Source organism: Streptomyces sp. CY-1 (assembly GCF_047218265.1).
Lineage (GTDB): Bacteria > Actinomycetota > Actinomycetes > Streptomycetales > Streptomycetaceae > Streptomyces > Streptomyces niphimycinicus.
The window spans coordinates 9257583-9274516 of sequence record NZ_CP178393.1 but is presented as its reverse complement, the minus strand read 5'-3'; the positions used below and the strand labels follow the sequence as shown (position 1 = coordinate 9274516).

Sequence of the window (16934 nt, the reverse complement as noted above, 5' to 3'; positions counted from 1 at the left end):
CCTTTCGGGAATTGGCCGTAGAACTGGACTGGTTCCAGGCCACAGAGTGACATGCCGCAGGCCACTCACACCAGGAGCTCGCATTGTCCGATCACCTTCCACGCCGCCTTGTCCAGCTCTACGTGGGACTCGTCCTGTATGGCGCGTCCATGGGGCTCCAGTTGCGCGCCGCCGTCGGACTCGACCCCTGGGACGCCTTCCACCAGGGCATCGCCGAGCACACCCCGCTGTCGATCGGCACGGTGACGGTCATCGTCGGCCTCGTCGCGCTGCTGCTGTGGATCCCGCTGCGCGAGCGACCGGGCCTGGGCACAGTGTCGAACGTGATGGTGCTCGGGCCGGTCATGGACGCCACCATGTGGCTGATACCGGAGCAGGAGTCGCTGGCGGTGCGGATCCCGATGCTGCTCTTCGCGATCGTGCTGTGCGGCGTGGCCACCGGTCTCTACATCTCGGCGCGGTTCGGGGCGGGCCCGCGGGACGGGCTGATGACGGGGCTGCACCGGCGCACCGGGTGGTCGCTCCGGCTGGTGCGGACCGGGATCGAGCTGGCGGTGCTGGCCACCGGCTTCGCCCTGGGCGGGTCGGTGGGGCTGGGTACGGTGCTGTTCGCGCTGACCATCGGGCCGCTGTCGCAGTTCTTCCTGCGCGTCTTCGCGATTCCGGCGCCCGCCGGGACCTCGGCCCCCGCGCCCGCCGGGGCGCCGGGCCCCGGGATCGTGGCGCGCGGCGGCGCCGAGCCCCAGGTCCGGGACCTGATTTAGGGCTGACGCGATCGGGGCGGTAGTGTACGCCCTTGGCCTACCAGGCGGACCGTTACTGCGCGCTAAAGTACCAGAAACGCTGGGTGACATCTGCTGCCAGATGTGACAAACCGGGCGCCTGTGGGTAGAACAACGGGGCGGCACGACGGGCGACGCATGTCCCAATACGGGAATCTTCACCGCCGACCGGACGTTGACCGGATGACGACGACAGCGACACCTGTCCTGTGGGCGACAAGCCCGGGAGGCACGATTCATGAGTGAGCGAGCTCTCCGCGGCACGCGACTCGTGGTGACCAGCTACGAGACCGACCGCGGCATCGATCTGGCCCCGCGCCAGGCGGTGGAGTACGCATGCCAGAACGGCCATCGATTCGAGATGCCGTTCTCGGTAGAGGCGGAGATCCCGCCGGAGTGGGAGTGCAAGGCGTGCGGCGCCATGGCACTCCTGGTGGACGGCGACGGACCTGAGGAGAAGAAGGGCAAGCCTGCGCGCACGCACTGGGACATGCTCATGGAGCGGCGTACCCGCGAGGAGCTCGAGGAGGTGCTGGCCGAGCGGCTGGCGGTCCTGCGCTCCGGTGCGATGAACATCGCCGTGCATCCGCGTGACACCCGTAAGTCTGCCTGAATCCGAGCGGCAGCACTGAGATAGATGACAAGGGCCGGGGCCACTGCTGTGCAGTGGCCCCGGCCCTTGTTCGCATTGGCGTGACCCCGGTGGCTCAGCCCCGGTCGCGGGGCCGCAGTCCGGGGCCCGGCTCCGCATCGCCGTTCCGGTCCCGGTCGTCCCCGTCCTTGATCACCTCGCCCTGGATGACCGTGCCCCGCTCCGCACGCGCCTGCCCGCCCCGGCGCTCCCACTCCTCACGGGCCTGAACGAAGGGGTCGGACGGCGATCCGGGGACGAAGCCCATCCGGCGCGACAGCGCGCTCTCCGCACGGCGCCGCAGCAGCGCCCGGGTCGGCGGGAACAGGCACACCAGCGCGGCCACGTCCGATATCAGCCCCGGCACCATGAGCAGCAGCCCGCCGAGCATGGTGAAGGAGCTTCCGGGCCGCACCGAGGGCTCCTCGGCGCCGCCCGGCCGCATCGCCCCGGCCAGGCTCTGCCACGCCCGGCGGCCACCGCGCTTGACCACGGCCCCGCCCACCACCACGCCCGCCACCAGCAGCAGGAAGACGGTCAGCCCACCGGCCAGGTCCGCCACCAGGGTCAGCAGCCAGATCTCCAGAACCAGCCAGGCGGCGATCCCCAGCGGCACGAAGGTGCGGGCGCGTGAGCGCTTCGGGCGGGTCGGGTCGCTCTGCTGGGATGCGCCGGTCATCATGCCTCCAAGTGTGCCCGGACCCGTGCGCGAAACGGAGCCCGGGGCCGCGTGGCCAAGGGGATCGAGGGGATCTCATGGGTTCCAACGTGCGAGGTGCCCCAGAGGCTCCAGCAGTCCGAAGAGAGGTTCGGAGCGGAGTCCGAAGAGAGGGCCGAGGAGGCGTCTGCTGGGCGCGGTGATGTGCTGGCAGCAGCGCCATCTCAAACGGCTGCTGGCGTTCTCGACCGTGTCCCACACCGGGCTGTTCCTGATCGGCGTCGCCGTGCTGACCCCCGAGGGGATCTCGGGCACGGCGCTGTATGTCCTCGGCCACGCGGGGGTGAAGGCGGCCCTCTTCGCCTGCGCCGGGGTGCTGCTGGACCGGTACGCGTCGGTGGACGAGCACGAGTTGTTCGGCCGGGCCCGGGATCTGCCGGAGGTCGGCGCCCTGTTCGCGGTGGGCGGGCTGGCGCTGTGCGGGCTGCCGCCATTCGGCTCCGGGCTCGGCAAGGTCGTCGCCGAGGAGGCCGCGGGGCACACCGCCGCCTGGCTGCCCGCGCTCTACGTCCTGGTGTCGGCGGTGACCGGGGGCGCGGTGCTGCGCGCCGGGCTGCGGATCTTCGCCGGAGTGGGGCGGCGGCCCCGGGACGGGCATCACGCGAGCGGCCCGGAGACCACCGGCGAGGAGGAGCCCGAGACCGGCCGCCGCCTCGCACGCATCCCGGTGCCGCTGCTGGCGGTGCCCGCCGCGCTGCTGGCCGGGTCGCTGGCCGTCGGGGCGATCCCGGCCGTCGCCTCCGCGGTGGGCCGGGCCGGGTCGCTGTTCACCGACACCGGCGGCTACCGGCGGTCGGTGCTGGACGGACGCGCCGCGGCCGTCCCGGCGTCCGTGCCGCCGCACTGGCAGGCGACCGGGATCCTGCTCGGGCTGCTCTCCACTGCCCTCGCCATCACCCTGGCCACACTGGCGGTACGGCGGCCGGTCCGCACCGGGACGGCCGCTCTGCTCGCGCCCGTACGGCGGCTACAGTCCGGGCATATCGGCGACTACGTCGCCTGGCTGGTCGCCGGGACGGCGCTGCTCACGGTGCTGACCGTCCCGGGGGTCCGCTGAGACCGAGCCGCGCCCGGTCCCGTGGTCAGCGGTGGCGCAGTGCCGAGATCAACTGACTCTTGGACATCTGGGACCTGCCCTCGATGCCCGCCTTCTGGGCCTCGCGGTACAGATCCTCCTTGGTCCGCATCTCCATGCTGCCCGACTTGGCGCTCCCTCGGGCCGCCATGCCGCGCGCTGTCGACTTCCCGCTCTTCGTGGTCGCTTTAGCCATGTTCCGCCTCCTTCCGCCTCAAGTGTCCGGTACGGGACGGAAGGACGCCTGCGGGACTACTCCGAGCGCGAGGCCGGGCTTACGGCTCCTTGCGGCCCAGCATCTTGTTGACCCGCGAGCCCACGCCCCAGGACATGACCCGCCAGGCCGCCTCGGTGACGATGTCGCGGCTCATCTTGCTCTCGCCACGCTCGCGTTCGATGAAGGTCACCGGAACCTCGATGACATGGAAGCCCGCCTTGATGGCCCGCCAGGCCAAGTCGATCTGGAAGCAGTAGCCCTGGGAGGCGACCTCGTCCATGCCGATGCCCTCGAGCGTCTCCTTGCGGAACGCGCGATAGCCGGCCGTCATATCGCGGATCGGCACATCGAGGAGCAGGCGGGAGTACGTGCTGCCGCCCCGGGAGATGAACTCGCGGGACTTGGGCCAGTTGACGATGCGGCCGCCGGGCACCCAGCGGGAACCGATCACCAGATCCGCGCCCTTGAGCGCGGTGAGCAGCCGGGGCAGCTCCTCGGGCTGATGGGAGCCGTCGGCGTCCATCTCCACCAGCACGCCGTAGCCGTGCTCGATGCCCCAGCGGAACCCGGCCAGATAGGCGGCGCCGAGGCCCTCCTTGCCCTTACGGTGGAGCACCTTGACGCGGTCGTCCTCGGCGGCCAGCTCATCGGCGACCTTGCCGGTGCCGTCCGGGCTGTTGTCGTCCGCGACGAGGATGTGCGCGTCCGGAACCGACTCCCGGACCCGCTCCACGATCGACTTGATGTTCTCCGCCTCGTTATAGGTCGGGATGATCACCAAGGTCGTACCGAGCGGACCGTACTTCCGCCGGCCACCGTCGTCCTGACGCTCGCGGCGCGGCTCCACGTCCGCGCCGTCGGTGAGCGACTCGTCGGCTTCCGCACGCGGCTCGTCGGCCTTCGTGCTGGGCGCGTCGGCCTTCGTGCTGGGCTCTACGGCTCCGGCGCCCGGCTCCTCGGCCTTCGCGCTGGACGCCTCGGCCTTCTCGCTCGGCTCACCGGCTCCGGCCAGCGGCTCCGCGGCCTTCTCGCTCGGCTCACCGGCCTCGCGCGCGTCGCTCACGGCGTCGGATTGTTCGCTTCTCCGCCCGTGAGACGAATCATCACGGTCGTTGCTCCGGCGCGGCTCCTCGGCCTCGCGTGCGTCGCTCACGGCTACTGCCCCTTCTCGTCCGTACGTCCCCGACGGCCGATCGTGATCGCGGCCGCGCAGGACAGAACGCCCACCATAGCGAGCACCCACTCGGGGATCGCACCGACGCGGTCGGCCAGGGTCTTGCCGTCACGCAGCGGGATGCGCGCGGTGAGCACATCTTGCGTGAATTCTTTCGTCCGCTGCTCGATCGTGCCATCCGGGGAGACCACGGCGCTGATCCCGCTCGTGGCCGCGGTGATCACCGGCCGACCGTGTTCGATCGCCCTCAGCTTGGACATGACCAGTTGCTGCTCGGGCTGGCCGCTGCGCCCGTAAGTGGCGTTGTTGGTCTGGACGACGATCGCCCGGGCGCCCGCGTTGACCGTGTCGCGGACGATCTCGTCGTAGGCGACCTCGAAGCAGATCACATCGCCGAGCCGGGCGGGGCCGACGTTGAGCACACCGGTGTGGTCGCCGGGGTAGAAGTCGCGGGGCACCCGCTGGAGCCGGGTGATGATCTTGCTCAGCTCCTGGCGGAACGGGACGTACTCACCGAAGGGCACCGGGTGCTGCTTGGTGTACGAGGCGCCGGGGCCGCTCTTCGGGTCCCAGACGATGCCCTGGTTCTCCACATAGCCCTGTTTGGTCGGATGGTCGACCAGGGCGCCGACCAGCACCGGAACGCCGATCGCCTTCACGGCCTCGTCGATCCGGGCGTATGCCTCCCGATACTGGAAGGGGTCGAGGTCGGAGGCGTTTTCCGGCCAGATGACGAGATCGGGCTTGGCGATCCGGCCGGCCTTGACGTCCTTCGCCAGGTTCAGGGTCGCCTTCACATGGTTGTCGAGGATCATCATGGGGCGGCCCAGGAAGTCCATACCGGGCTGCTGCACATTGCCCTGGACGACCGCGATGTCGACCGAGTCGGCGGCGGCGGTGGGGATGGGCACCGCGAATCCGGCCACCGTCACGACGGCGGCGACGGCCACGGCCCCGGCGGCGGGCAGAGCGCCGCGCGGTGAGAGGCCGCCGGCGCGGTGCAGCCGCCACAGGAGGAGGGCGGCGGAGGCGAGCGCTCCGCCCGTCACCGCGACGCCGAAGGTGACCAGCGGGGCGCCGCCGAGCGCGGCGAGCGGGGTGTAGGGCGAGCCGGTGTTGGCGAAGGCCAGCCGGCCCCAGGGAAAGCCCCCGAAGGGCACCCGGTCGCGGGCCCACTCCTCGGCGATCCACAGACAGGCCGTCCACAGCGGCCACAGGGCCGGCACCGGCAGCCGGGAGACCAGGGCCAGGCCGGCCCCCATCAGCGCCAGGAAGGCCGCCTGGATGATCGACAGGCCGATCACCGCGTCCCAGCCCACCACGTTGAGCCACTTCAGCAGCAGCAGGAAGAACGGCACCCCGAAGGCGAAGCCCGTCCAGGCGCCCTGGCGGGCGGTCCGGCCGTGGGTGAGCAGGGCCAGGGCCGCGACGGCCACCAGGGACAGCGGCCACACCCCGAACGGCGGGAAGGCGAGGCCGAGCGCGAGCCCGCCGGCCGCCGCGAGCGCGCTGCGCCGCGCCTCGCGGCGGGCGAGCAGGCCCAGACGGCGCAGCCGGCCGGGCCGCCGCTCTCCGGTGGACGGCTCGGGCGCGGTCGGCTCGGGCGCGGTCGGCTGGGACGCGGTCGGCTCGGGCGCGGACGGCTCGGACCCGGTCGCGGGCGCTGCGGTCCCGGCCTCCCCGCCCTCGGCGGTGTCACCGCCCTCGACGGCGCCGCCGGAGGGCGGCGTGACGGCGGGGCCGGACCGCGGACCCGGACGGTCTGCGTCCGGCCCGGTGGGGGCGGTTTCGGCGGTGGTGTCGGAACCCGATGGCACGGTGCGGCCTTCCTACAGGTCGTGCTGTGGTGAAGTGACCGTATAACGCGGGCGCCCAGAAGTTGTCCCGAGGTGCGGATTGTGACCTCGGGCCATGGAAACGCTTCGGCCATGGCGGGGGTTCCTCGCCCAGCGGCGGCCCCGCCCCCGCGTCGGGGGGCGGTCCGCCGGTGTGCGCGTGCGGAGTGGGGGCCCGACGCCCTTCGGGCCGACCTGGGACCCGCTGGCTGCGGATCGACCGAGAGCCGTTGTCTACTGAGCGTCCGGGCCCCTCCCGGGTCGCACCTGCCGACCCGGCGATCCCTCCCTCGCCCCCGTGCGCTGGACCTGGCTCCCAGTGGCGGCGCACCACGGCGGCGCGTCTCCCTCTGGCCCAGCGGCGTTCGACGACTGCGTGAAGATTCCCCGGTCGGGCGTCCAGTGGTGGACGAGGCCGAACCTACCGGCCACCGACCGCACCCTGTCAACAGCCACATGACCTGCGCCGTTTCCTCAAATGACCAGGTCAGTACGGACGATGTTCAGATGCCACGACAGGCCGTGGGCTCATCGTTCGGCGGTACGGGGCGCCCGCGCGTCACTCGTCCGGCCGGAGGTGGACGGTGCGTCCGCCCACCACCGTGCGCACGCAGACGGGCAGTTGGCCGCCGGGGGTGAGGTCGGGCAGGCCGGGGGTGCCGGAGCGGGGGTCGGTCGACCATCCGGCGACCCGCGTGTCGGGCACCTGCACGATGAGTTCACCGGTCCGCCAGATCGCGTAGTCGGCGGGCGCGCCGGGCACCAGGACGCCCGCGTCGTCCCGCCCGATGGCCCGCCAGCCGCCGCGGGTGTGGGCGGTGAAGGCGGCGCGGACGGAGATCCGGTGCTCGGGGGTGCGGTGGAAGGCGGCGGCGCGCACGGTGCCCCAGGGGTCGAGCGGGGTGACGGGGCTGTCGGAGCCGAGCGCCAGGGGCACACCGGCGCGCAGCAGCGCCGCGTACGGGTTGAGGGTGCGGGCCCGCTCGGGGCCGAGCCGCTGGGCGTACATGCCGTCCTCGCCGCCCCACAGGGCGTCGAAGGCGGGCTGGACGGAGGCGGTGAGGCCGAGGTCGGCGAAGGCCGCGATGGTCTCCGGGGTGAGCATCTCGGCGTGTTCGACGCGGTGGCGGGCGGCGCGGACGCGGGCGAGCCCGGCCTTGTCGGCGGCGGCCCGTACGCCCTCGACGACGGCCGTGACGGCGGCGTCCCCGATGGCGTGGAATCCGGTCTGGATCCCGGCCTCGGTGCAGGCGATGACATGGGCCGCGATGGCCGCCGCGTCCAGATAGGCGGTGCCGCTGTGCGGCGTGTCGGCGTACGGCTGGTGGAGACACGCCGTGTGCGAGCCGAGCGCCCCGTCTGCGAAGAGGTCGCCCGCCGCGCCGATGGCGCCGAGTTCGCGCACCTTGTCCAGGTCGGCGGCGCTGCTCGCGGCCTCGGCCCAGTAGCCGTACACCCGCGGTCCCGGCTCCCCGGCGGCGAGCTTCAGCAGCCCGGTGAGGTCGTCCTCGGAGGAGATGTCGGGCCCGGCGCATTCGTGGAGGGAGCCGATGCCGAGCGCGGCGGCGCGGGCGAGGGCGGCCCGCTGGGCGTCGGTGCGCTGCCGCTCGGTGACGGCCGCGTGGGCGGCGGCCCGGACGGCGTGGTGGGCGGCGCCGGTCAGGGGGGCGTCAGTCCGGTGACCGGCCAGGTCCGACACGCCGGGGACCCGGTCGAGGAGGGCGGTCGTGACGACGGCGGAGTGCACATCGATACGGGTGAGGTACAGGGGGCGGCCGCCGGTCGCCTCGTCGAGTTCGGCCCGCGACGGCGGCCGTCCCTCGGGCCAGCGGGCGGCGTCCCAGCCGTGGCCGAGCAGCACCCGGTCGGCGGGGCGGGCGGCGGCGAAGGCGCGCACCCGCTCCAGCGCGTCGGCGAGCGTACGGGCGCCGGTGAGATCGAGTCCGGTGAGGGCGAGCCCGGTCCCGGTGGTGTGCACATGCGCATCGGTGAACGCGGGGGTGACCAGCGCCCCGTCCAGCCGGATGATCTCGTCCACGCCGTCCGCGAAGCTGTCCGCGGCCCCTTCGGAGCCGACCCAGGCGATGGTGCCGCGCTCGACGACCATCGCGGTCGCGAACGGATCGGCGGGGCTGTGGACCTCGCCTCCGCGCAGCAGGACGGTACGGCCTTCGGGGGCCTGGGCGGGGGTCGGGTCGTTCACGGCGGGCTGCCTCGGGGGTATCGGATGAGGGGGATCGGGGGGATCGGACGAGGGGGATCAGGAAGGGGCCCGGCAGGAAGGGCCGGGCGTTTCAGACGCGCGGCGGGCGCGACTCGTAGGGCGTGGAGAGAACCACGGTGGTGCGGGTGGAGACCCCGGCCAGCGAGCGGATCCGGCTGAGCAGGTGCTCCAGCTCCAGCGGGGTGGCGACGCGCACCTTGAGGATGTAGTTCTCATCGCCCGCGACGCTGTGGCACGCCTCGATCTCGGGCACCTCGGCGAGCCGCTCGGAGATGTCGTCGGGCGCGCTGGGGTCGAAGGGTTTGACCGAGATGAACGCGGTGAGGGGCAGCCCGACGGCCTCGGGGTCCACGACGGCGGCATAGCCGCGGATCACGCCCCGCTGTTCGAGGCGGCGAACCCGCTGGTGCACGGCCGATGTGGACAGGCCGGTGGCCTTGCCCAGGTCCGTGTAGCTCATCCGGCCGTCCTTGACGAGCAGCTCCACGATCTGTCTGTCCAACTCCTCCACAGCCGATCACCTTATGTGGTCGGGAGGGCTCCGGCACAACGGGTGGGCACACCGGACACAGACGCCCGTACGCCACACCTGCACCGGGCATGTGACGAACACCACATCTCCTCGTGGCTGTCCTATGAGTTGCCGCGATTACCTATGCGGCCGCGAGGGAAATGCTTGCTGTGGTCGAGGCCGACGCGCCCGGCCAGCCCACCCGAGGGGGAAACACATGCCTCATCTCGAGCGCCTCGACGCAGGCGACATCGATACCGACGAGCACAACGACACCTATGAGATGTTCCGGGTGATCTGCCCGGACTGCGCGCGCCCCATCGCGCTCCTCGCCGACGAGGACGTACTTCCCGAGCACGCGCTCTGCTCCTCCCCGTGGGACCCGTTCGGGCTCACGGTCTGTGCCGGCACCGGCCGCCGGGCGGCCGACGCCGCCCCCGCCGACGCGTCGCTGGAGGCGCGGGAGCGGGACGCCGCGCTGCTGCTGACGCTTCCGGCGGGCCTGGACTGGCGGACGCAGCCGTTCTCGCACCTCGGCGGCCCCGGCTCGCAGCCGGTCCGCTTCCCGGTGACGCGGCGGTAGGCGAACGGCGGGGGCGCATGCCGCGCCCCCTACCGAAACACCCGGCTCGGCCGGTCCCGGAACTCCTGGCTCGACCTGTCCCGAAACACCCGGTTCACCCGGTTCAGCCGGTCCAAGGACACCCGGCTCAGCCGGTCTCAGGTCCCGCGAGAGCGCGGGCGATGACCACCCGCTGGATCTGGTTGGTGCCCTCCACGATCTGGAGGACCTTCGCCTCGCGCATATAGCGCTCGACCGGGAAGTCCACCGTGTAGCCGTATCCGCCGAGCAGTTGGACGGCGTCGGTGGTGATCCGCATCGCGGCGTCGGTGCAGAACAGCTTGGCCATCGCCGCCTGCTTGGAGAACGGCCGCCCGGCGTCCCGCAGCCGTGCCGCCGCCAGATACAGGGCGCGCCCGGCCTCGATCTGGGTGGCCATGTCGGCGAGCATGAAGCGCAGCCCCTGGAAGTCGGCTATCGGACGGCCGAACTGCCGCCGCTGCGCGGTGTACGCGAGCGCCTCGTCCAGCGCCGCCTGGGCGACGCCGACGGCGCAGGCCGCGATGCCCAGTCGGCCCGCGTCGAGGGCGGACAGCGCGATCGCGAACCCCTGGCCCTCCTCGCCGATGCGGCGGGTGTCGGGGACCCGCACCCCGTCGAAGTGGATCTGGGCGGTCGGCGAACCGGCCATGCCCATCTTGTGCTCGGGCGCGGCCGCCGAGAGCCCGGGGGTGTCGGCCGGGACGAGGAAGGCGCTGATGCCCCGGGTGCGCTCGGGGCCGGTGCGGGCGAGCACGGTGTAGAAGTCGGCGATACCGCCGTGGGTGATCCACGCCTTGCTGCCCTGAAGCGTCCAGGTGTCCCCGTCGCGGGTGGCCCGGGTGGTGAGCCCGGCCGCGTCGGAGCCGGAGGAGGGCTCGGAGAGGCAGTACGCGCCGAGCAGACCGCCGCCCAGCATCGCGGGAAGGTGCTCGGCCAACTGCTCCTTGCTGCCGTAGCGGGCGAGGGCGTGGCAGGCCAGGGTGTGGACGCTGACGCCGAGGCCGACGGTCAGCCGGGCCGCCGCGAGCTCCTCCAGAACCTGTAGATAGACCTCGTACGGCTGGGCGCCGCCGCCGAACTCCTCGGGCTGGACCAGCCCCAGCAGCCCGGACTCGGACAGCAGGGTGAACAGCTCGCGGGGGAAGCGCCCGGCGGCCTCCTCCTCGGCGGCCCGGGGCTTGATCTCCCGTTCGATCAGCTCGCGGACGAGCGAAATCAGGTCGCGGGCCTCCTCGGTGGGCAGCTCGCGTTCCACCGGCTGCGGGCCGTGGTCGGTCATGGCGGCGCTCTCCTCTCCCCTGTTCAGGCGCTGCGGCGACGTGCGCCGGGGTGTGGCGGCGCCACCGGTGTTGCTGCCGCCGGCCGGCCCGCCCGCCCGGATCGCGAGGGGTGGTGACCTGTATCGCGGCGGTTGGAGTATGCCCGATCCCGGGCCTTCCGCCACCGGTTGCCCGATCTTCGGCCAACTTCGCACACGAACGCCCACCACCGCCCACCACCTTCTTACGCGCATTCCCACCAACGGCGCACGCGCGGAGCAAATTGGCCCAGACCATTGACCCCACTGGTCTAGTCCTTCTACCTTTTCCCCACCCTGCCCTGCGCGTTCATGTCAAGCTATGGGCAGGTCGTCGGGCTGTTCACTCTCCCCTCACCCCCCACCGAGGAGATTCCATGCTCAGACCAGGCAGACTGTCGGCCGCGCTCGCGGCGCTCTGTACGGCGGTCCTGACCGCCACTCTGCTCGCGGGCTCGGCCGCGGCCGGTGAACCCCAAAGCACCGGCACACCCAAGGCCGCACCCAAGGCGGCGCCCCAGGCCGCGGAGGCCCCCGCCACGAAGGCCGCCGGTGACAAGGTCGTCGGCTACTTCACCGAATGGGGCATCTACCAGCGCAACTACCACGTCAAGAACGTCGAGACCTCGGGCTCGGCCGCCAAGCTCACCCACATCAACTACGCCTTCGGCAATGTCACCGGCGGCAAGTGCGCCATCGGCGACGCCTACGCCGACTACGACAAGGCGTACGACGCGGCGAGCAGCGTCGACGGCCAGGCCGACACCTGGGACGCGGGTGCCCTGCGCGGCAACTTCAACCAGTTGCGCAAGCTGAAGAAGCTCCACCCGGGCCTCAAGGTGCTGTGGTCCTTCGGCGGCTGGACCTGGTCCTCCGGGTTCACCGAGGCCGCCAAGAACCCCGCGGCCTTCGCGCAGTCCTGCTACGACCTGGTCGAGGACCCGCGCTGGGCCGATGTCTTCGACGGCATCGACATCGACTGGGAGTACCCCAACGCCTGCGGGCTGAGCTGTGACACCAGCGGCAAGGACGCCTTCAAGAACCTGATGGCCGCGATGCGCGCCAAGTTCGGTTCGTCCAATCTGGTGACCGCGGCGATCACGGCCGACGCCTCCTCCGGCGGCAAGATCGAGGCCGCCGACTACGCGGGCGCCGCGAGTTACGTCGACTGGTACAACCCGATGACGTACGACTTCTTCGGCGCATGGGCCGCACAGGGCCCCACCGCCCCGCATTCGCCGCTCAACTCCTACAACGGCATTCCGCAGCAGGGCTTCAACACCGACGCCGCCATCAGCAAGCTCAAGGGCGCCGGCATCCCGGCCTCGAAGCTGCTGCTGGGCATCGGCTTCTATGGACGCGGCTGGAGCGGTGTCACCCAGGACGCCCCCGGCGGCACGGCGACCGGCGCCGCGCCCGGCACGTACGAGGCGGGCATCGAGGACTACAAGGTGCTCAAGAACTCCTGCCCGGCGACCGGCACGGTCGCGGGGACGGCCTACGCGCACTGCGGCAACCAGTGGTGGAGCTATGACACCCCCGCCACCATCGCCGGCAAGATGAACTACAAGCGGCAGCAGGGCCTGGGCGGCACCTTCTTCTGGGAGCTCAGTGGCGACACCACCAACGGTGAGCTGATCAAGTCCATCAGCTAACCCTCGTACGACCTCGTACGAACCCCGTACGAACCCCCTGATGACGCGGGCGGGGAGCCCTCACCGGCTCCCCGCCCGCGTTGTCGTGCGCGGCGGGCCGGACGTGCGCTGCGGGCTCGACCGGCAGCCGACCGGTCATTCAAGCGTTCAAGCGGGCGTGCGAGGGGGCGCGGGAAGCGCAAGGGGAGATCCCCGGCCACGCCGCACACCCGCTGTGAACACGCTCCATCCGGTGCCCGTACCTGAACGCGGCTTGTTCTGACTGTTGCGGGGCATCCGCCCCACAAGGAAATCTGAGCGCACGGGTGGCCCGCACCGCCTCGTGCGCATGAACCAAAGGAACGATCATGAGCTCCGAGCAGTGCCCGAGCTGTGGTGGCCAACTCGCCGTGAACCAGGACGGGTGGAAGATCTGCCACTCCTGCGGCTATGCCTCCCCGCCCGGGGTCGTGCCCGCCCCCTCCCTGCCCGCTCATACCTGACGGCCGACTCCCCCATTCCGTCCGGCCCTTAGTACCGTCTCCTCGTATCCCCGTGGCTCCGAACCCCCGAAACCCTGGAACCCTGGACCTCCGAACATTCCGCCCTCCGTACCGCTGAGCGAGGCACCATGGTCAATCCCTGGCTGGCGATGGCGTCCGGCACCGACCCCGCCGAGCGCACCCGTGCCGTGCGCCGCGCCCATGAGGCGTTTCTGACCGAGGGATCGGTGAGCCCGGCGGTGCGGCCGGTGGTGGCGGAGTCCTGGCGGCGCTCGGCCGACGCGCGCGTCGCCCAGGAGCGCAACGCGCCGATCGACCTGGCGGACGACGCGCTGGACACCTACCGCGCCGACCATCCGCTGGCCCGGGTGATGCCGCTGTTCCGGGAGCTGTTGGGCACCATCGCCCACGACGGCGCCCATCTGCTCGCGGTCTGCGACGAACAGGGCCGGCTGCTGTGGGTCGAGGGGCACGCGGGCGTACGGAACCAGGCCGAGCGGATGAACTTCGTGGCCGGGGCGCGCTGGGACGAGAGCCATGCGGGCACCAACGCGCCCGGGACCGCGCTCAGCGTCGACCACGCGGTGCAGATCTTCGCCACCGAGCACTTCAACCGCAGTGTGCAGCCGTGGACCTGCGCCGCCGCGCCCGTCCACGATCCGCACACCGGACGGCTGCTGGGCGCGGTGGACATCACCGGCGGGGACCATCTGGCCGCCCCGCACAGCCTGGCCCTGGTCCAGGCGACCGCGCGCGCCGCCGAGGCCCAGCTCGCCGCCGGGGAGCCGCGGGCGCGCGGGCCGCGGATCAGTCTGACGGCGCTGGGCCGGGACGAGGCGCTGCTGGTCGTCGACGGGCGGCGGCTGCGGCTCGGGCGGCGGCACAGCGAGATCATGGTGCTGCTGGCGGGCCATCCGGAGGGGCTGTCCGGCGACCGGCTGACGCTGGAGCTGTACGGGCCCCGGGCCGACGACCGCTCCCCGGTGACGCTGCGGGCCGAGCTGTCGCGGCTGCGCCGCCTGGTGGGCCCCCTGCTGGGCTCGCGCCCGTACCGGCTCTGCGCGCCCGTGAGCACCGATCTGGCCGACGCCGCCGAGGCGTTGGCCTCCGGCGACGCGCATACGGCGCTGCGGGCGTATCCGGGGCCGCTGCTGCCGCTGTCGGAGGCGCCGGGGGTGTGCCGGATGCGCCGGGTGCTGGAGGACGGGCTGCGGCGCACCGTGCTGTCCCACGGCGATCCGGAGCTGCTGCGGCGCTGGGCGCAGACGCCTTGGGGCGAGGACGATCTGGAGGTCGCGGAGGCGCTGCTGACCGCGCTTCCGGCCCATGCGCCGGGGCGGGCGGTTCCGGCAGCGCGGGTACGGCGGCTGCGGGAGCTGTACGGACTGGCGGGCGTTGCCCAGCACGGGGGCGGCGTCCGACACGGAGACGGCACGCAACGCGGAGACCACGCCGCACCGCAAGGGGGCGGCCACCGGGACGCAACGTCCCCGCAACGTGGCCGCGGCTAGCCTCCCCGTCGGCTCCGCCCGTGTCGGCGCGGGCGGGGCCGGGACGCACATGAACGACACGGACGCACACGAACGACGTGTCCGACAACGGGAACCCATCACCCGTACACCACGCACGCGTACACCACGGGAGGCCGCCCCATGACGCGTTTCGCAAACCCCGGCTCCGAGGGCTCGGTCGTCAGCTATCAGCCGCGCTATGACCACTGGATCGGCGGCGAGTACGTACCGCCGGCCCGGGGCCGCTATTTCGAGAACCCGACCCCCGTGAACGGGCAGCCGTTCACCGAGATCGCCCGGGGCACCGCCGAGGACGTCGAGCGGGCCCTGGACGCCGCCCACGCGGCCGCGGCCGCCTGGGGCCGTACGGCACCCGCCGAGCGCGCCTCGGTGCTGCTGAAGATCGCCGACCGGATGGAGCAGAATCTGGAGGCGCTCGCGGTCGCGGAGAGCTGGGAGAACGGCAAGCCGGTACGGGAGACGCTGGCCGCCGATATCCCGCTGGCCATCGACCACTTCCGCTATTTCGCGGGGGTGATCCGGGCCCAGGAGGGCAGCCTCTCCGAGCTCGACCACGACACGGTCGCGTACCACTTCCATGAGCCGCTGGGCGTGGTCGCCCAGATCATCCCGTGGAACTTCCCGATCCTGATGGCCACTTGGAAGCTGGCCCCGGCGCTGGCCGCGGGCAATGCGGTGGTGCTGAAGCCCGCCGAGCAGACGCCCGCCTCGATCCACCTGTGGATGAGCCTGGTGGCCGATCTGCTGCCGCCGGGTGTGGTCAACATCGTCAACGGCTTCGGTGTGGAGGCCGGAAAGCCGCTGGCGTCCAACTCCCGGGTGGCCAAGGTCGCCTTCACCGGGGAGACCACCACCGGCCGGCTGATCATGCAGTACGCGAGCGAGAACCTGATCCCGGTCACGCTGGAACTCGGCGGCAAGAGCCCGAACGTCTTCTTCGACGATGTCTCGGCCGCCGACGACGACTTCCTGGACAAGGCGCTGGAAGGGTTCACCATGTTCGCCCTGAACCAGGGCGAGGTGTGCACCTGTCCCTCGCGGGCCCTGGTCCAAGGCGGCCACTATCAGGCGTTCATGGACGCTGCCGTGGCCCGTACCGAGAAGGTGACGCAGGGGCATCCGCTGGACACCGACACCATGATCGGCGCCCAGGCGTCCAACGACCAGCTCGAGAAGATCCTGTCGTATCTGGACATCGGCCGGCAGGAGGGCGCCCGCGTCCTCACCGGCGGCAGCCGCGCCGAACTCGGCGGCGAGCTGGAGGGCGGCTACTACGTCCGGCCCACCATCTTCGAGGGCGGCAACCATATGCGGGTCTTCCAGGAGGAGATCTTCGGACCGGTGGTCGCGGTGGCACGGTTCACCGACTTCGAGGACGCGATCGGCATCGCCAACGACACGCTCTACGGGCTGGGCGCGGGGGTGTGGACCCGGGACGGCACAACCGCGTACCGCGCCGGACGCGCCATCCAGGCGGGCCGGGTGTGGACCAACTGCTACCACGCCTACCCGGCGCACGCCGCCTTCGGCGGCTACAAGCAGTCCGGGATCGGCCGCGAGACCCACAAGATGATGCTGGACCACTATCAGCAGACGAAGAACCTGCTGGTGTCGTACTCGCCGAAGAAGCTGGGTTTCTTCTAGACGCCCGAAAAAGGGCGCCTGACCTGGGTTTTCACCTGTCAGGCGCCTTTCGCTCCACCCGCTCTCGACCGAGCCCGGCATCTGCCAGGAGGCGCATCAGTGACCTCGGATCGGGTGGGTACCGCCACGCCTAGACTGGGGAGCCTTGTGAACGGGTGGTTCAGGGCTACGGAGGTCGGCGATGGCGAAGGGCGACGTGCGCGAGTTTGAAGATCCTTCCGCCGACGTCCTCGCCGAGGCGGCGGCGGCCTTCGGGCTGCTGGCTTCGGCGGCGCGGCTGCACATCATGTGGGCGCTCGCCCAGGGGGAGAGCGATGTGACGCATCTCGCCGACCGGGTGGGCGGGGCACTGCCCGCGATCAGTCAGCATCTGACCAAGCTCAAGCTGGCGGGGCTCGTCCGCTCCCGGCGGGAAGGCCGCCGTCAGGTGTACTTCGTCGATGACCCCGACGTCGTGACCGTGGTGCGTCTGATGGTCGGCCAGCTCGCCGACCGCGCGCGGAACGAGGCCGCGGCGCCGGTGCGTCTGGTGCACGAAACCGGTGCCTGAGCG

15 protein-coding genes and 1 pseudogene are annotated in these 16934 nt (G+C 71.8%); 9 read left to right on the top strand and 7 right to left on the bottom strand.

Annotated elements, in window-relative coordinates; all coding sequences use genetic code 11:
• Positions 1–83 precede the first annotated feature (83 nt).
• Positions 84–764 carry a YczE/YyaS/YitT family protein gene (locus ACK1X7_RS39950; protein ID WP_361512273.1) on the top strand — a complete coding sequence of 227 codons (681 nt, stop codon included), beginning with the start codon at positions 84–86 and terminating at the stop codon, positions 762–764.
• 256 nt (positions 765–1020) lie between these two features.
• The gene (locus ACK1X7_RS39945; protein ID WP_014056358.1) at positions 1021–1395 is read left to right on the top strand and encodes an RNA polymerase-binding protein RbpA; all 375 of its coding nucleotides are present in this window, start codon (positions 1021–1023) and stop codon (positions 1393–1395) included.
• 94 nt (positions 1396–1489) lie between these two features.
• Here ACK1X7_RS39945 and fxsA read toward each other — a convergent pair whose 3' ends face one another.
• Entirely contained in the window at positions 1490–2095 is a 606-nt protein-coding gene (gene fxsA / locus ACK1X7_RS39940; protein WP_385149745.1) for an FxsA family membrane protein, read from the bottom strand.
• 163 nt (positions 2096–2258) lie between these two features.
• On the opposite strand from fxsA, the pseudogene ACK1X7_RS39935 reads away from it, so the two are divergent.
• Positions 2259–3188 (top strand): annotated as a pseudogene (locus tag ACK1X7_RS39935) (proton-conducting transporter membrane subunit); the annotation flags it as partial.
• Positions 3189–3213: 25 nt separating this feature from the next.
• On the opposite strand, the gene ACK1X7_RS39930 reads toward ACK1X7_RS39935, so the two are convergent.
• The 5 genes from ACK1X7_RS39930 to ACK1X7_RS39910 all read right to left on the bottom strand — a co-directional run bounded on the left by ACK1X7_RS39930 (position 3214) and on the right by ACK1X7_RS39910 (position 9167).
• Complete coding sequence (locus ACK1X7_RS39930) at positions 3214–3402, bottom strand: Rho termination factor N-terminal domain-containing protein (protein ID WP_059146576.1); 189 nt, start codon at positions 3400–3402, stop codon at positions 3214–3216.
• A gap of 79 nt (positions 3403–3481) precedes the next feature.
• Positions 3482–4270: a polyprenol monophosphomannose synthase gene (locus ACK1X7_RS39925; protein ID WP_216345623.1), complete on the bottom strand. Its 789-nt coding sequence runs from the start codon at positions 4268–4270 to the stop codon at positions 3482–3484.
• Positions 4271–4578: 308 nt separating this feature from the next.
• On the bottom strand, positions 4579–6414 hold the full coding sequence (gene lnt / locus ACK1X7_RS39920) for an apolipoprotein N-acyltransferase (protein ID WP_413116411.1): 1836 nt from the start codon (positions 6412–6414) through the stop codon (positions 4579–4581).
• 577 nt (positions 6415–6991) lie between these two features.
• Complete coding sequence (locus ACK1X7_RS39915) at positions 6992–8635, bottom strand: amidohydrolase (RefSeq protein ID WP_413116410.1); 1644 nt, start codon at positions 8633–8635, stop codon at positions 6992–6994.
• A 91-nt stretch (positions 8636–8726) separates the two neighbouring features.
• Positions 8727–9167, bottom strand: coding sequence for an Lrp/AsnC family transcriptional regulator (locus tag ACK1X7_RS39910; protein WP_216341691.1), 441 nt, complete (start codon positions 9165–9167; stop codon positions 8727–8729).
• Between the two features lie 217 nt (positions 9168–9384).
• Between ACK1X7_RS39910 and ACK1X7_RS39905 the strand changes: the two genes are divergently transcribed.
• On the top strand, positions 9385–9750 hold the full coding sequence (locus ACK1X7_RS39905; RefSeq protein WP_059146579.1) for a hypothetical protein: 366 nt from the start codon (positions 9385–9387) through the stop codon (positions 9748–9750).
• Between the two features lie 127 nt (positions 9751–9877).
• Here the strand turns inward: ACK1X7_RS39905 and ACK1X7_RS39900 are convergent, their stop codons facing one another.
• Positions 9878–11050, bottom strand: a complete 1173-nt coding sequence (locus ACK1X7_RS39900) for an acyl-CoA dehydrogenase family protein (RefSeq protein ID WP_413116409.1) — start codon at positions 11048–11050, stop codon at positions 9878–9880.
• Positions 11051–11445: 395 nt separating this feature from the next.
• On the opposite strand from ACK1X7_RS39900, the gene ACK1X7_RS39895 reads away from it, so the two are divergent.
• The 5 genes from ACK1X7_RS39895 (at position 11446) to ACK1X7_RS39875 (ending at position 16931) form a co-directional block, all read left to right on the top strand.
• Entirely contained in the window at positions 11446–12723 is a 1278-nt protein-coding gene (locus ACK1X7_RS39895) for a glycoside hydrolase family 18 protein (protein ID WP_385149758.1), read from the top strand.
• Between the two features lie 347 nt (positions 12724–13070).
• Positions 13071–13205, top strand: coding sequence for a hypothetical protein (locus ACK1X7_RS39890; protein WP_262704163.1), 135 nt, complete (start codon positions 13071–13073; stop codon positions 13203–13205).
• Positions 13206–13333: 128 nt separating this feature from the next.
• Positions 13334–14716 carry a GAF domain-containing protein gene (locus ACK1X7_RS39885; RefSeq protein ID WP_390793463.1) on the top strand — a complete coding sequence of 461 codons (1383 nt, stop codon included), beginning with the start codon at positions 13334–13336 and terminating at the stop codon, positions 14714–14716.
• Between the two features lie 141 nt (positions 14717–14857).
• Positions 14858–16381, top strand: coding sequence for an aldehyde dehydrogenase (gene adh / locus ACK1X7_RS39880; RefSeq protein WP_385149764.1), 1524 nt, complete (start codon positions 14858–14860; stop codon positions 16379–16381).
• 181 nt (positions 16382–16562) lie between these two features.
• Positions 16563–16931, top strand: a complete 369-nt coding sequence (locus tag ACK1X7_RS39875; protein ID WP_361498298.1) for an ArsR/SmtB family transcription factor — start codon at positions 16563–16565, stop codon at positions 16929–16931.
• The last annotated feature ends 3 nt before the right edge of the window (positions 16932–16934 follow it).